The organism is Shimia sp., from assembly GCF_041624275.1.
Classification (GTDB): Bacteria; Pseudomonadota; Alphaproteobacteria; order Rhodobacterales; family Rhodobacteraceae; genus Shimia.
On the sequence record NZ_JBFJVE010000072.1, the window covers coordinates 1 to 13213 of the forward strand.

Consider the following 13213-nt stretch of genomic DNA (forward strand, 5'->3'; position numbering starts at 1 on the left):
CCGCGCCCGTGGCTGCGGTCGTAGCCGTTGCGGGCCGGGGGCTGCCAGCCCTCCAGTGCCCCGGGCGCCGGCGCGAAGATCTCGACCAGAAGCGGGTAACAGGCCGCCTTGTCCGAACTGTGTTCGCTCGAGCAATCGCCGCCGGGACAGGCGCTGAGCGCGCCCAGCAGGTCGATCTCGGCAAAGAACTCGAGATGGTCGCCCGGGCGCACCGGGCTGGCCTTCATGAAGTACTGGCCGCTGTCGCGGGTGAAACCGGTGCACATGAAGACGTTCAGCACGTCATGGACATGGGCTTCGGCCGCCGCCAGCGACAGCCCGGTGGCATCGGCCAGTGCCCGGATCAGATTGGAATGACAGCAGTGATGATACTGGGTGCCCGACAGAAGGGTGCCGGTATAGGGGTCGCAACGGGTGCCGATCACGTCATGCACCGAACCCCCGAAGGCGTCGATGCCGTACCAGTCCAGCGTATCGGCAATGATGGTCGCCATCGGCCGCAGCTGCGGGAAAGAAGACCAGAGCCGCGCACCTGTGCTCACATGGGTGCCATGCAGGGCGCGGGTCTTGCCGGAATAGAAACGCTCGCCAAGGTCTGCGGCATTCCAGAGGTTGAGATCGCCCACCTGCGGGCCCTCGATGCTGCTGATGCGAAAGACCTGGCCTGCCCCGACCCGGAAACAGGCCGCGTCGCGGGCCGGCACCAGGATTTCATCGACCTTTTCGGCACCTGCGCGCGCGGCGCGATAGAGCGCCATCGGCGGCGGCGGCAGGGTTTCGGGCGGGTAGCAGATCACCGGCGCCACGGCGCGGCGGGCCTCGGCATCTTCGGGCGCGGCGCTCATCTTCCGCGCTCCGGGGTGATCCCCTGGGCTGCTTCGATCCATCCGGTGCAATAATCCATGTTTCCCCCTTGATCCATCCTGCGATCCATCCTGCGGCCGCGCGGCCCCAAGGCCGCCCCTGCCGTCACGATAACCGCCCATCCGCCGCCGCACCACGTCCGAACCACGCCCCGCGCGGACCGTTTCCGACATTTGCCCCGGAAAGTCGCGGCAATCCCCGCCACGCGCCCTGCCCGCAGCGGCAAGAAAAAAGGCCCGCGAAATCGCAGGCCCTTTTCAAACATTTTGTGCGCTCGGATCAGATGCTGCGCTCGACCATCATCTTCTTGATCTCGGCAATCGCCTTGGCCGGGTTCAGACCCTTGGGGCAGGTCTTGGCGCAGTTCATGATGGTGTGGCAGCGATACAGCTTGAACGGATCCTCGATATTGTCGAGCCGTTCGCCGGTGGCCTCGTCGCGGCTGTCGATGATCCAGCGATAGGCATGCAGCAGCGCCGCCGGCCCGAGATAGCGGTCGCCGTTCCACCAGTAGCTCGGGCAGGAGGTCGAGCAGCTGGCGCACATCACGCATTCATAGAGACCATCAAGCTTCTTGCGGTCTTCGATCGACTGTTTCCACTCTTTCGCCGGGCGGTTGGTCTTGGTTTCCAGCCACGGCATGATGCTGGCGTGCTGGGCGTAGAAATGGGTCAGATCGGGGATCAGGTCCTTCACCACCGGCATATGCGGCAGCGGATAGATCTTCACATCGCCCTTCACCTCGTCGAGACCATAGATACAGGCCAGGGTGTTGATGCCGTCGATGTTCATCGCGCAGGAGCCGCAGATGCCTTCGCGGCACGAGCGGCGGAAGGTCAGGGTCGGGTCGATCTCGTTCTTGATCTTGATCAGCGCGTCCAGGATCATCGGACCGCATTTGTCCATGTCGAGGAAATAGGTGTCGACCGAGGGGTTCTTGCCGTCATCCGGGTTCCAGCGATAGATCTGGAACTTGCGCACATTGGTCGCCCCTTCGGGCTTGGGCCAGGTCTTGCCCGTGGTCATCTTGGAGTTCTTCGGCAGTGCGAATTCAACCATTGATCTGTCTCCTTGCATAGCTGGATGCCAACACACATCTGGCAGCCGTCCGCTGGGTGCGGTTTCTGGGGTCCGGCCGGGCAGTGCCGGTCATTCCGTGGGCCGGGCACGGGGCGCGCGCGGCGGTTGGGCGGGTCAGGGCGGTCTTCACTGGAACACCTCCTGTGGAATCGGGTGCAGCGCTGCAATCGCCGCCAGAACCTCGGCATCCGCGGGGAACAGCGCCTCGAGCGCCTCGATCAGCGCGACATCGCGGGCGGCGACGTGAAGCACGCCCTGATACAGCGGGTCCGACGCCATCTGAAGCCAGCGACGCCCGGTCTGCAAATCGTCGGGTGCCTCGGTCTCTTTCTGGAACGACGAGCCACCACCATAGGGTTGCACCTGGCCAAGGGAATTGTCGCGCAGCGGCAACCCGAGGGTCTTCAGCAGCCCGGCGCGATAGGTCTCGCTGCCTGTCCAGTCGTCATAACAGACCGGCACGATGCCCAGCTCCTGCGCCACCTGCACCTGTTGCAGCAATTCGGTGTAGAGCGTGATCGACCGCAGCAGGGTTTCGCCGCGCTGGGCCGCCCCCAGAGTCGGGTTCAGCGACAGTTTCTTGGCCAGCGAGGCGATCCAGTTGAGAAAGCCGCGATAGATGTAGAGATCGGCGTCGATCAGGGTTTCGTCGAAAGGCCCCGACACCGGCCGGTCGATGGAGAAGCCCGCCGCTGTGCAATCCTCGTAGGAGAACAGCAGCATCGCCCCGTCGCGCATCCCGGCGCAGGCTGCGGCCAGGTCTTTCTGGGCGGCCCGGTGCGGCGCCCGCTCGGTGTCGAATTCGAGCGTCGCAAAACTGGTCAACGGATCCTTGCCGCGCCGGCAGTTGTTGAGAAACAGCGCGTGCCCGTCGGGCGCGTTGCGTTGCAGCCAGTTTAGGATCGCGTGATTGCCCGAGCGGCGCATGCCGAAGCAGCGCAGGGTCTTGCCGGGGCGGAACCCCAGCCGCTGCCAGGTCTCGGGCAGATCGCCGGTCTTGGTGGCGATGTCATTCACCATGACAGGCCCCCGCAGCCGGAGTTTCGGCAACGGGCCGCGCCGCCACCTCCCGAAGGAGGTGGACGTCGTCAAGGATATACGCGCCCCGCCGCATGCCGGATCAGGATCAGAAGGTCCGCGCTTTGGGCGCGATCTTCTTCAGGCTGATGCCGCCTTCCGCCTCGGTCGAGAGCGGATCGACGATCACCGGGCGATAGGTCAGGTCGACCTTGGTGCCCTCGACGCGGCTGACGGTGTGCACCCGCCAGTTCTCGTCGTCGCGCGCGGCATAGTCCTCGTGGGCATGGGCGCCGCGGCTTTCCTTGCGCGCCTCGGCACCGTGGATGGTGGCCAGAGCGTTGGGCATCAGGTTGGTCAGCTCGAGCGTCTCCATCAGATCGCTGTTCCAGACCAGCGAGGTGTCGGTGACGTGCAGATCGTCGAGCTTGGCGGCGATCGCGGTCATCTTCTCGACGCCTTCCTTCAGGGTCTTGTCGGTGCGGAACACCGCAGCGTCGGACTGCATGGTGCGCTGCATCTCGAGCCGCAGCTCGGCCGTCGGCACGCCGCCACGGGCGTTGCGCAGACCGTCGAAACGATCGAATGCCGCATCGACCGAGGCCTGGTTGAGCACCGGGTTGGTGCTTTCGGGGTCGACCACCTTGCCGGCGCGGATCGCGGCGGCGCGGCCGAAGACCACGAGGTCGATCAGCGAGTTCGACCCCAGACGGTTGGCCCCGTGGACCGAGGCACAGCCCGCTTCGCCCACGGCCATCAGGCCGGGCACGACCGCGGTCGGATCGTCCTTGGTCGGGTTCAGCACCTCGCCCCAGTAGTTGGTCGGGATGCCGCCCATGTTGTAATGCACCGTCGGCAGCACCGGGATCGGCTCCTTGGTGACATCGACACCGGCGAAGATCTTGGCGCTTTCCGAAATGCCCGGCAGGCGTTCGGCCAGCGCTTCGGCGGGCAGGTGGTTGAGGTTGAGGTGAATGTGATCGCCATGCTCGCCGACGCCGCGACCCTCGCGGATCTCCATGGTCATCGAGCGCGACACGTAATCGCGCGGGGCAAGATCCTTGTACTGGGGCGCATAGCGCTCCATGAAACGTTCGCCCTCGGAGTTGGTCAGATAGCCGCCTTCGCCGCGTGCGCCCTCGGTGATCAGGCAGCCCGATCCGTAGATGCCGGTGGGGTGGAACTGGACGAATTCCATGTCCTGAAGCGCCAGGCCGGCACGGGCCACCATGCCGCCGCCGTCGCCGGTGCAGGTATGGGCCGAGGTGGCGCTGAAATAGGCGCGTCCGTAGCCGCCGGTGGCCAGCACGAGCATCTTGGCATTGAAGACATGCATGGTGCCGTCGTCGAGCTTCCAGCAGACCACGCCCTGACACTGGCCGTCATCCGACATGATAAGGTCGATGGCGAAATACTCGACGTAGAACTCGGCGTTGTTCTTCAGCGACTGACCATAAAGCGTGTGCAGGATGGCGTGGCCGGTGCGGTCGGCGGCGGCGCAGGTGCGCTGCACGGCCGGGCCTTCACCATACTCGGTGGTGTGGCCGCCGAAGGGGCGCTGATAGATCTTGCCTTCCTCGGTGCGCGAGAAGGGCACGCCGTAGTGCTCGAGTTCATAGACCGCTTTGGGCGCTTCGCGCGCCAGGTATTCCATGGCGTCGGTGTCACCCAGCCAGTCCGACCCCTTGACGGTGTCGTACATGTGCCATTGCCAGCTGTCCGGGCCCATGTTGCCGAGGCTGGCGGCGATGCCGCCCTGTGCTGCGACGGTGTGCGAGCGGGTCGGGAAGACCTTGGTCACGCAGGCGGTGCGCAGACCCTGTTCGGCCATGCCCAGCGTGGCGCGCAGTCCGGCGCCACCAGCGCCAACCACGACCACGTCATATTCATGTGTTTCGTATTCGTAAGCAGCCATGTTTCAGCTCCGGGAGTTAAAGGGCGATACGCGCCAGCGCGAACAGCCCGGTGGCCGCAACGGCATAGGCGATGCAGGTGCAGAGGATGATCAGGAACTTCTTCTGAAGCCCACGGGTGTAGTCTTCGATCACGACCTGGATGCCATGGCGGAAATGGATCATCGCCACGGTGACGGTCATGCCCGCGATCACCGCCGGGAACGGGCGCTGGTAATAGGCGATCACCTCTTCATAGGTGCCGCCCAGCGCCGAGCCGAACGTCAGCACGAATAGCGGGATCAGAATGGCCAGCCCCACGGCGCTGATCGTCTGGCCCCAGAAATGTTCGGTGCCGGTGCGCGAAGAACCACGGTATTCGGCGCGTTTGCGGTCGGTCAGAAATGCCATCGTTCCAGCCCCCTTACAGAATAAGTGCGGCCAAGACCGCAAGGATCACCGAGCCGAAGACCACGGCCCAGCCCAGCTTTTCGGCGAATTCGATCTCGAAACCGCGCCCGGTGTCCCAATAGAGGTGACGCAGGCCGGACAGGAAGTGATAACAGACCGCCCAGAGCGCCGCGAACATCACCAGGTCTCCGAACCACGAGGTCATCAGCCCGTTGACCAGGGCGAAATACTCGGGCCCGGCCGAGGCGGCCAGGAACCACCAGACGACGAGAAAGGCGGCGCCAAGCAGCGCGACTCCGGTTAAGCGGGCAAAGATCGACGTCACGGACGTCAGCTGCGGGCGATAAACTTGCAAATGCGGTGAAAGCGGGCGATTGCCTCGGTTCACGTCGGCCATGTTGAATCCTTTCGGTTTCCCTCGGATCCTTAGTAACAAAAAAACATCGTGTGTCACGATATTGGGAGCGCTAAAGGCGCGGTTTTTTGGCGCATTCGGCGAAATTTGCCCAAACCCGCCCAATTTCGCGGGCACTTGTGATCACGGTAAAATATTTTGTGATCACGTTGACGTCGAATCAATCGCCGTTCCTGCAATGATCGCCGATCTGCGGCGCAATTTCGCCACTCTGCGACGCCGCCCGCCCGCCGGCCGCAGCACAGCGGGTGGTTGCGATGGCAAATATTGCACTTCGCTTTGTGATCACGTTTTGCGAGACCCCGCGCATCTGCGCGCAATCAAAGGCTGCCTGCCGCCCCTTGGCGCCGGAAAACCGCGTCCGCGCGGTCATTCCGGCATGGCATCGGCAAGGTAATCGGCAAACTCGACACACATGATGATCTCGCGCCGCGACGGGTCGTAAAAGGCATTGGCCTGACCGCAGGAAACCACCGAAACGAAAAGCGTCGCCGGCAGGCGGAACTCTTCGTTCAGGGCGGCGATCTCGGTGGCGATCAGGTCGGCGGTCAGCGCCCCGGCATCGCTGCTGGTGTCGGTGTCATCCATCACCAGGCTCTCGCCGCCCCCGGGGTGCAGCAGTTCCTGCAACACATCGCCCCAGCTGCCGTCGGCCTGTGCATATTCCTCGGGGCAATAGGCGGCGCGGTCTTCGGGCAGGCCGAGATCCCGCGCCACGTCCTCGCGCGCCTCGGGGTTGGCGCCGTAGAACACGCAGATCAGGTTATAATAGCGTTGCAGATCCGGGCCGTGCACATCCCAATAGGGCGGATCCTGCCCCGCCGCCTGCCGCTCTTCGGCCTCGCCGAGAAAGCCAAACGCCGTGTCATAGGCCAGCTGCACGGCGGTTTCTTCCTCCCAGAACGCGTCCAGCAGGAACACCGACAACACATCCGCCGCATCCTCTTCCTGGCCAAAGATCGGCAGGCCAAGAATGTCGATCAGGGCATGGCCCAGCTCGTGATAGAAAATGCCCAGCAGATTGCTTTCCACATAGTCCTGCACTTCGGCAGGACCATCGAAGCGGAAATCGGCCCGGGCGGGGCCGACCAAGGAGAGCGTCAGGGCTATGCTGGCAATCAGGCGCATCATACCCGCATTAGAGCGGCATCAGCGCCCAGTAATCAAGGTCCAGCAGCACATCCGGATTGTACTTGCCGTCGTCGCCCTTCAGCTCGAAAGGCGCTCCGCCCTTGGTCGCCACCAGCCGCAGGCGGATCGCGCCGACGCCGGGCGCGCCGGTCTCGGCCTTGTCCAGCACTTGCGACCAGGCCTTGACCGTCAGCCCCGAGAAGGCCGGGTTGGCATGGGCGCCGCCATTGAGGCCGACGATCATCTGCGCGTTGGCAAGGCCGTTGAACGACAGGGCGCGGGCCAGCGAAATGATGTGGCCGCCATAGATCAGCCGCTGGCCGTCGGGGCGGAAGGTGGCATCGAAATGCACCTTGGCGGTGTTCTGCCACAGCCGCGTCGCCATCATGTGCTCGGCCTCTTCCAGCGTGACGCCATCGACATGGTCGATGGTCTCGCCGATCTCGTAATCGCCCCAGCGATGCGACTCGCCGGCCAGAGTGAAATCGTAGTTCGAGAAGTCCAGCCCTTCGGGGATCACCAGATCGGCCGGGTCGATGACCTTGGACAGCTCGGGCACCACGGCCTCGGGGGCCGGCGCGTCGATGTCGCGTTTGCGCACCATCACCCAGCGCACATATTCCATCACCACGTCACCCGACTGGTTCATGCCGCGGGTGCGCACATAGACCACGCCGGTCTTGCCGTTCGAGTTCTGCTTGAGCCCGATCACCTCCGAGGTCGAGCGCAGGGTGTCGCCCTCGTAGACTGGCTTCAGCCAGCGCCCTTCGGCATAGCCCAGATTGGCCACCGCGTTCAGCGAGACATCCGGAACGGTTTTGCCAAAGACCACGTGGAACGCCGCCAGATCGTCGATCGGCGCCTTGGGCAGGCCGCTGGCCTGTGCGAAAGCATCCGAGGAATAGAGCGCATGGCGCGCCGGATAAAGCGCGTGATACAGCGCCCGCTCGCCGCCCGACACGGTGCGCGGCACCGCGTGCTCGATCACCTGACCCAGCGTGTAGTCTTCGAAAAACCGGCCCGGATTGGTCTTGGCCATCTAATGCTCTCCTAGTTTCGTGTCGGGGCTATAGGTGCCCTCGACCTCCTTGGTCACAGCCTGACCGCAGCGCATGACGCCGGTCTGCTGACAGAATGTCTGGGTCGGAGAGCCGTAAAGCTCCCACCCTTTGTTCAGCGCATCCGTCACCTTGTGACAGAAGGCCGATGTGTCTTCTTCGCTGAGGAACCGATAGAGTTTCATGCGCTTACCCTCCGAAAGGCCAGGGGCCGAGCCAGGCATGGACATAGCCGATGACGGCAAGCAGAACGACCGAGGCCACGGCAAACATCGCATCCTTGGCCAAAGTGCCGGTTTCGCTCGGCCGCCATTTGCCTTCGGCCCGGTTGATCACCACCATTTCCAGCAGCGCCCAGACCAGCAGACCGCCGAACAGCACCAGCGATTCCATGTCGCCATTGACCAATAGGTGGGCAATCGCCCACAGGCTCATGGCGATCAGCTGCGGGTGACGCACATTGTTCAGCAGCCGCCCCTTGCGCGGCGCCGGGCTGAACATGAAGATGGCGATCAGCATCAACAGATTGTTGATATGCACCGCAAAACCGGGCAGCGACCAAAGAATGTCGCCATCGGCACCGCGATAGCCGAGCACCATCAGCACCACGCCGGCCAGCAGCGTCAGCGCCACCAGCCCTTTGCCCGGGTCGCCCATGCGCGCCCGCACGCCGGGCATCAGGCGTTTGAAAAGATGTGCTGCCATCCAGAGCAGCAGCCCCAAAACCAATAAAGTCATCTCGCTCTCCGCTGGTGAACTGGTTCAGGGTCCAGAATTAGCCCCCCAGCGCGGCGATTGCATCTGCTTTCGCAAGGATCTCGCGCGCGGTCACCACATGCAGGTTCTCGACGATCTTGCCGTCAACCACCGCCACGCCCTGCCCGGCGGCCTCGGTTTCCTCGAAGGCGACGATCTGGCGGCGCGCGAGGTCGATCTCGTCTTCGGTCGGGGCATAGGCGGTATTGGCCACATCGACCTGCGCCGGGTGAATCAGCGTCTTGCCGTCAAAGCCCATGTCGCGGCCCTGATCGCATTCGACCTTCAGCCCCTCGGCATCCTTGAAGGCATTGTAGACCCCGTCGACGATGACGATGCCCTCGGCCTTGGCCGCTAAGAGGCACAGGCCCAGCCCGGCCATCATCGGCAGGCGGTCGGGGCGATAGCGGGTCTGCAATTCCTTGGCCAGGTCGTTGGTTCCCATGACGAAACCGGTGAGCTGCGGATGGGCGGCGATCTCGGCCGCGTTCAGCATGCCGCGCGGGGTTTCCATCATCGCCCAGATCGGCTTGTCGCCGACCAATGCGGCGAGCGCATCAAGCTGCGCCGCGCTTTCCACCTTGGGCAGCAGTACGGCGTCGCAATCCATCGCCGCCGCGGCACGTGCATCCGCTTCGCCCCATTGGGTGTCGAGCCCGTTGATGCGCACGATGCGCATCCGGCTGCCATAGCCACCGGCCTCCAGCGCTGCGGCCAGCGTCGCGCGGGCGTTTTCCTTCTCGTCCACCGAGACCGCATCCTCGAGGTCGAAGATGATCGCGTCCACCGGCAGGGTTCTGGCCTTGTCCAGCGCCCGGTCGCGGGAGCCGGGAATATAAAGTACAGAACGATAGGGACGTGCGCGCTGATCCATGAGTGCCTCCGAAACAAAGTTGCGTGGAATGGGGCATTTTTTGACAAAAAGTTCAAGCCCAAAATGCCGCGTTGCAGAAATTCCCTTTTCGAACGCTGCGTTAACCGGGTGTTGGGCTCTGCTCGGGCAGGCTTTTGCTGTCGGGCAGTGACGGGGGTGCCCAGAAAAGCAAAGGGCAGAGCAATGAAACAGATTTTCTTCAAGGCAACGATGGGGCTGGGCCTGATGGTGCTGGCCGCGCATCAACTGAACGCCCAGCAGGGCAATTGCGCGCCGCGCGAAATGGTCGTGCAACGGCTGGCCGAGGGCTATGGCGAAACCCGGCAGTCGATCGGGCTGGGGGCCAACAACGCCGTGGTCGAAGTTTTCGCCAGCGCCTCGGGCAGCTGGACGATCACGGTCACCTTCGCCAACGGCTCGACCTGTCTGGTGGCCTCGGGGCAGGCTTTCGAGACCCTGGCCGAGGCGCTGCCGCCGGCCGGCGACGGCGCCTGAGTCCCGGCCGGACCCGGGGACACCGGCTGCCGCGACCGCGCACGGGCCAGCGGCGCGGTAGCGCGGGATCTGCAAAAGCGCAGGCCGGCCCGTCAGGCGTTGTTAGCGCAATCAGGGCGCGAGCCCATGCGCAGCCTTCGCCAATAAGTGCTTGGTTTTTCGTATCTGTTGCGCCGCACTCCGGCCTTTTGAGTCGGCGTGAAAGGGCCGGTTTTGCGGCTCGAACACTCGGCGCGGAGGCGCCTGCAGCGCTTCGCCGCGCCTGCAAACACTTGCGTCAAGCCCGTTTTCCCCCTAAGCCAGCGGCGAAAATTCAACCCACCGGAGATATTTCCCATGGCCAGACCCAAGATTGCCCTTATCGGCGCAGGCAACATCGGCGGCACGCTCGCCCACCTCGCAGCCATCAAAGAACTGGGTGACGTTGTTCTGTTCGACATCGCCGATGGCCTGCCCCAGGGCAAGGCGCTGGACATCGCCGAATCCGGCCCGGTCGAGAAGATCGACGCCGCCATGTCGGGCACCAGCGACTATGCCGCGATCGCCGGCGCCGACGTCTGCATCGTCACCGCCGGTGTCGCCCGCAAGCCGGGCATGAGCCGCGACGACCTCTTGGGCATCAACCTCAAGGTCATGAAGTCGGTCGGCGAAGGCATCCGCGACCACGCGCCCGACGCTTTCGTGATCTGCATCACCAACCCGCTGGACGCCATGGTCTGGGCCCTGCAGAAGTTCTCGGGCCTGCCCGCCAACAAGGTCTGCGGCATGGCCGGCGTGCTCGACTCGGCGCGCTTCCGTCACTTCCTGGCCGAGGAATTCAACGTCTCGATGCGCGACGTCACCGCCTTTGTTCTCGGCGGCCACGGCGACACCATGGTGCCCTCGGTACGTTACTCGACCGTTGCCGGCATCCCGCTGCCCGACCTGATCGAAATGGGCTGGACCACGCAAGAGAAACTCGACGCCATGGTGCAGCGCACCCGTGACGGCGGCGCGGAAATCGTCGGCCTCTTGAAAACCGGCTCGGCCTTCTACGCCCCGGCCGCCTCGGCGATCGAAATGGCCGAAGCCTACCTGAAAGACCAGAAACGCGTGCTGCCCTGCGCCGCCTATTGCGACGGCGACCTCGGCGTCAAGGACATGTATGTCGGCGTGCCGACCGTGATCGGCGCCGGCGGCGTCGAGCGCATCGTCAACATCAAGCTCAACAAGGAAGAGCAGGAGATGTTCGACACCAGCGTCAAGGCGGTTCAAGGCCTGGTCGAGGCCTGCAAGGGCATCGACGGCTCTCTCGCCTGAGCGATCAAAAGCTTTCCCGGTTGACCGGGATCGGGGCCGGCGCATCGCGTGCCGGCCCTTTTTTTGCGCCATTTCCGGGGTGACTTGCGATGGCGCCGGCCGCCCCGGTGGCCTAATCTCGGCAGGGTGATTCTTTGCGGATCGGCCGGGTTTGAATTTTTGTGATCACACAAAAGTTTAGTGTGATCACAAATGCGACAAATTCGCTCAAATTCAAAAAAACCGTTTAGAGAACCCTTATTCCTATGCCTATATCGCTGCCAATCGTAGCAAGATGGGACGTGTCCATGAACATCCACGAATACCAGGCGAAGGCATTGCTTCGCACCTACGGTGCCCCCGTTTCCGAAGGACGTGCCGTCCTGAAGGCCGAGGACGCCAAAACCGCAGCAGGCGAGCTTGACGGCCCGCTCTGGGTGGTCAAAGCGCAGATCCACGCAGGCGGTCGCGGCAAGGGATCCTTCAAAGAAGCCGATGCTGGCGAAAAAGGCGGTGTGCGCCTTGCCAAGTCGGTGGAGGAAGCCGCCGAAGAAGCCAAGAAGATGCTGGGCCGCACCCTCGTGACCCACCAGACCGGCCCGGCGGGCAAACAGGTCAACCGCATCTACATCGAAGCCGGCTCGGACATCGAGCGCGAGCTTTACCTTGCCTTCCTCGTCGACCGCCAGACCTCGCGCGTGTCGATCGTCGCCTCGACCGAGGGCGGCATGGACATCGAGGAAGTCGCCGCAGCGACCCCGGAAAAGATCCTGTCCTTCTCGATCGACCCGGCCACCGGCTACATGCCCTACCACGGCCGCCGCGTTGCCTTCGCGCTGGAGCTGAAAGGCGCGCAGATCAAACAATGCGTCGCACTGCTGGGCAATCTCTACCGCGCCTTCATCGAGAAGGACATGGAGATGCTCGAGATCAACCCGCTGATCGTCATGCCCGACGGCAATCTCAAGCTGCTCGACGCCAAGGTCGGCTTTGACGGCAACGCCGTCTACCGCCACCCCGACATCGCCGAGCTGCGCGATACCACCGAAGAAGACCCCAAAGAGCTGGAAGCGTCGAAATACGACCTCAACTACATCGCTCTGGACGGCGAGATCGGCTGCATGGTGAACGGTGCCGGCCTGGCGATGGCCACCATGGACATCATCAAGCTTTACGGCGCCGAGCCGGCCAACTTCCTCGACGTCGGTGGCGGCGCCACCAAGGAGAAAGTCACCGAAGCCTTCAAGATCATCACCTCGGACCCGAACGTCAAAGGCATCCTGGTGAACATCTTCGGCGGCATCATGCGCTGTGACGTCATCGCCGAGGGCGTGGTCGCCGCGGTGAAGGAAGTGGGCCTCAAGGTGCCGCTGGTGGTGCGTCTCGAAGGCACCAACGTGGAAGCAGGCAAAGATATCATCAACAACTCTGATGTGGATGTGATCGCCGCCGACAACCTCAGCGACGGCGCTGAGAAAATCGTCAAAGCGGTGAAAGGATAAGTTCGATGGCAGTTCTCGTAAACGAAAACACCAAGGTGATCTGTCAGGGCTTCACCGGCTCGCAGGGCACCTTCCACTCGGAACAGGCAATTGCCTATGGCACCCAGATGGTCGGCGGCGTGACCCCCGGCAAGGGCGGCATGCAGCACCTCGGCCTGCCGGTCTTCGACTCGGTGCATGACGCCAAGGCGGCAACCGAAGCCAACGCATCGGTGATCTATGTTCCGCCGCCCTTCGCGGCCGATTCGATCCTTGAGGCCATCGACGCCGAGATGGAGCTGATCGTCTGCATCACCGAAGGCATCCCGGTTCTCGACATGATGAAGGTGCAGCGCGCCCTCGAGGGTTCGTCCTCGCGCCTTGTCGGCCCCAACTGCCCCGGCGTCATCACCCCCGGCGCCTGCAAGATCGGCATCATGCCCGGCCATATCCACAAACGC

14 protein-coding genes and 1 pseudogene are annotated in these 13213 nt (G+C 63.7%); 4 read left to right on the forward strand and 11 right to left on the reverse strand.

The genetic code is table 11. From position 1 onward, the window contains the following. The 11 genes from ABZD10_RS07515 to ABZD10_RS07565 form a co-directional block, all read right to left on the reverse strand. Nucleotides 1-845 (reverse strand): urea carboxylase-associated family protein (locus ABZD10_RS07515; protein ID WP_372885531.1); only part of this gene is annotated, 845 nt, incomplete at its 3' end. Between the two features lie 298 nt (nucleotides 846-1143). Beyond that, nucleotides 1144-1923, reverse strand: a complete 780-nt coding sequence (locus ABZD10_RS07520) for a succinate dehydrogenase iron-sulfur subunit (protein ID WP_372885532.1) — start codon at nucleotides 1921-1923, stop codon at nucleotides 1144-1146. A 147-nt stretch (nucleotides 1924-2070) separates the two neighbouring features. Next, nucleotides 2071-2964 (reverse strand): hypothetical protein, encoded by an 894-nt coding sequence (locus ABZD10_RS07525; protein ID WP_372885534.1) that lies wholly within the window; start codon nucleotides 2962-2964, stop codon nucleotides 2071-2073. Nucleotides 2965-3070: 106 nt separating this feature from the next. After that, entirely contained in the window at nucleotides 3071-4876 is a 1806-nt protein-coding gene (gene sdhA / locus ABZD10_RS07530; RefSeq protein ID WP_372885535.1) for a succinate dehydrogenase flavoprotein subunit, read from the reverse strand. Between the two features lie 16 nt (nucleotides 4877-4892). Beyond that, nucleotides 4893-5264, reverse strand: a complete 372-nt coding sequence (gene sdhD / locus ABZD10_RS07535; protein ID WP_372885536.1) for a succinate dehydrogenase, hydrophobic membrane anchor protein — start codon at nucleotides 5262-5264, stop codon at nucleotides 4893-4895. A gap of 13 nt (nucleotides 5265-5277) precedes the next feature. Beyond that, nucleotides 5278-5661 carry a succinate dehydrogenase, cytochrome b556 subunit gene (gene sdhC, locus ABZD10_RS07540; protein WP_372885537.1) on the reverse strand — a complete coding sequence of 128 codons (384 nt, stop codon included), beginning with the start codon at nucleotides 5659-5661 and terminating at the stop codon, nucleotides 5278-5280. Nucleotides 5662-6048: 387 nt separating this feature from the next. Further along, on the reverse strand, nucleotides 6049-6807 hold the full coding sequence (locus ABZD10_RS07545) for a DUF4344 domain-containing metallopeptidase (protein ID WP_372885538.1): 759 nt from the start codon (nucleotides 6805-6807) through the stop codon (nucleotides 6049-6051). A 10-nt stretch (nucleotides 6808-6817) separates the two neighbouring features. Then, a complete protein-coding gene (locus ABZD10_RS07550) occupies nucleotides 6818-7849 on the reverse strand; it encodes a MaoC family dehydratase (protein ID WP_372885539.1) in 1032 nt (343 codons plus the stop codon). Next, nucleotides 7850-8053, reverse strand: coding sequence for a DUF1737 domain-containing protein (locus ABZD10_RS07555; RefSeq protein ID WP_372885540.1), 204 nt, complete (start codon nucleotides 8051-8053; stop codon nucleotides 7850-7852). A gap of 4 nt (nucleotides 8054-8057) precedes the next feature. Next, on the reverse strand, nucleotides 8058-8606 hold the full coding sequence (locus ABZD10_RS07560; RefSeq protein ID WP_372885542.1) for an NnrU family protein: 549 nt from the start codon (nucleotides 8604-8606) through the stop codon (nucleotides 8058-8060). 37 nt (nucleotides 8607-8643) lie between these two features. Beyond that, the gene (locus tag ABZD10_RS07565; protein WP_372885543.1) at nucleotides 8644-9498 is read right to left on the reverse strand and encodes a CoA ester lyase; all 855 of its coding nucleotides are present in this window, start codon (nucleotides 9496-9498) and stop codon (nucleotides 8644-8646) included. Between the two features lie 183 nt (nucleotides 9499-9681). On the opposite strand from ABZD10_RS07565, the gene ABZD10_RS07570 reads away from it, so the two are divergent. The 4 genes and pseudogenes from ABZD10_RS07570 to ABZD10_RS07585 form a co-directional block, all read left to right on the forward strand. Next, nucleotides 9682-9993, forward strand: a complete 312-nt coding sequence (locus ABZD10_RS07570; RefSeq protein WP_372885544.1) for a hypothetical protein — start codon at nucleotides 9682-9684, stop codon at nucleotides 9991-9993. A 336-nt stretch (nucleotides 9994-10329) separates the two neighbouring features. Beyond that, a complete protein-coding gene (mdh, locus tag ABZD10_RS07575) occupies nucleotides 10330-11292 on the forward strand; it encodes a malate dehydrogenase (protein WP_372885545.1) in 963 nt (320 codons plus the stop codon). 287 nt (nucleotides 11293-11579) lie between these two features. Next, complete coding sequence (gene sucC, locus ABZD10_RS07580) at nucleotides 11580-12773, forward strand: ADP-forming succinate--CoA ligase subunit beta (protein WP_372885546.1); 1194 nt, start codon at nucleotides 11580-11582, stop codon at nucleotides 12771-12773. 5 nt (nucleotides 12774-12778) lie between these two features. Continuing rightward, nucleotides 12779-13213, forward strand: a pseudogene (locus ABZD10_RS07585) (succinate--CoA ligase subunit alpha); the annotation flags it as partial.

What these genes read in the sequence shown, in the direction of transcription:
- ABZD10_RS07545 (WP_372885538.1), bottom strand. Translation starts at nt 6,807, where the DNA reads ATGCGCCTGATTGCCAGCATAGCCCTGACGCTCTCCTTGGTCGGCCCC.
- sdhD (WP_372885536.1), bottom strand. Translation starts at nt 5,264, where the DNA reads ATGGCATTTCTGACCGACCGCAAACGCGCCGAATACCGTGGTTCTTCG.
- ABZD10_RS07520 (WP_372885532.1), bottom strand. Translation starts at nt 1,923, where the DNA reads ATGGTTGAATTCGCACTGCCGAAGAACTCCAAGATGACCACGGGCAAG.
- ABZD10_RS07555 (WP_372885540.1), bottom strand. Translation starts at nt 8,053, where the DNA reads ATGAAACTCTATCGGTTCCTCAGCGAAGAAGACACATCGGCCTTCTGT.
- mdh (WP_372885545.1), top strand. Translation starts at nt 10,330, where the DNA reads ATGGCCAGACCCAAGATTGCCCTTATCGGCGCAGGCAACATCGGCGGC.
- ABZD10_RS07570 (WP_372885544.1), top strand. Translation starts at nt 9,682, where the DNA reads ATGAAACAGATTTTCTTCAAGGCAACGATGGGGCTGGGCCTGATGGTG.
- ABZD10_RS07550 (WP_372885539.1), bottom strand. Translation starts at nt 7,849, where the DNA reads ATGGCCAAGACCAATCCGGGCCGGTTTTTCGAAGACTACACGCTGGGT.
- ABZD10_RS07560 (WP_372885542.1), bottom strand. Translation starts at nt 8,606, where the DNA reads ATGACTTTATTGGTTTTGGGGCTGCTGCTCTGGATGGCAGCACATCTT.
- sdhA (WP_372885535.1), bottom strand. Translation starts at nt 4,876, where the DNA reads ATGGCTGCTTACGAATACGAAACACATGAATATGACGTGGTCGTGGTT.
- ABZD10_RS07565 (WP_372885543.1), bottom strand. Translation starts at nt 9,498, where the DNA reads ATGGATCAGCGCGCACGTCCCTATCGTTCTGTACTTTATATTCCCGGC.
- ABZD10_RS07525 (WP_372885534.1), bottom strand. Translation starts at nt 2,964, where the DNA reads ATGGTGAATGACATCGCCACCAAGACCGGCGATCTGCCCGAGACCTGG.
- sdhC (WP_372885537.1), bottom strand. Translation starts at nt 5,661, where the DNA reads ATGGCCGACGTGAACCGAGGCAATCGCCCGCTTTCACCGCATTTGCAA.
- sucC (WP_372885546.1), top strand. Translation starts at nt 11,580, where the DNA reads ATGAACATCCACGAATACCAGGCGAAGGCATTGCTTCGCACCTACGGT.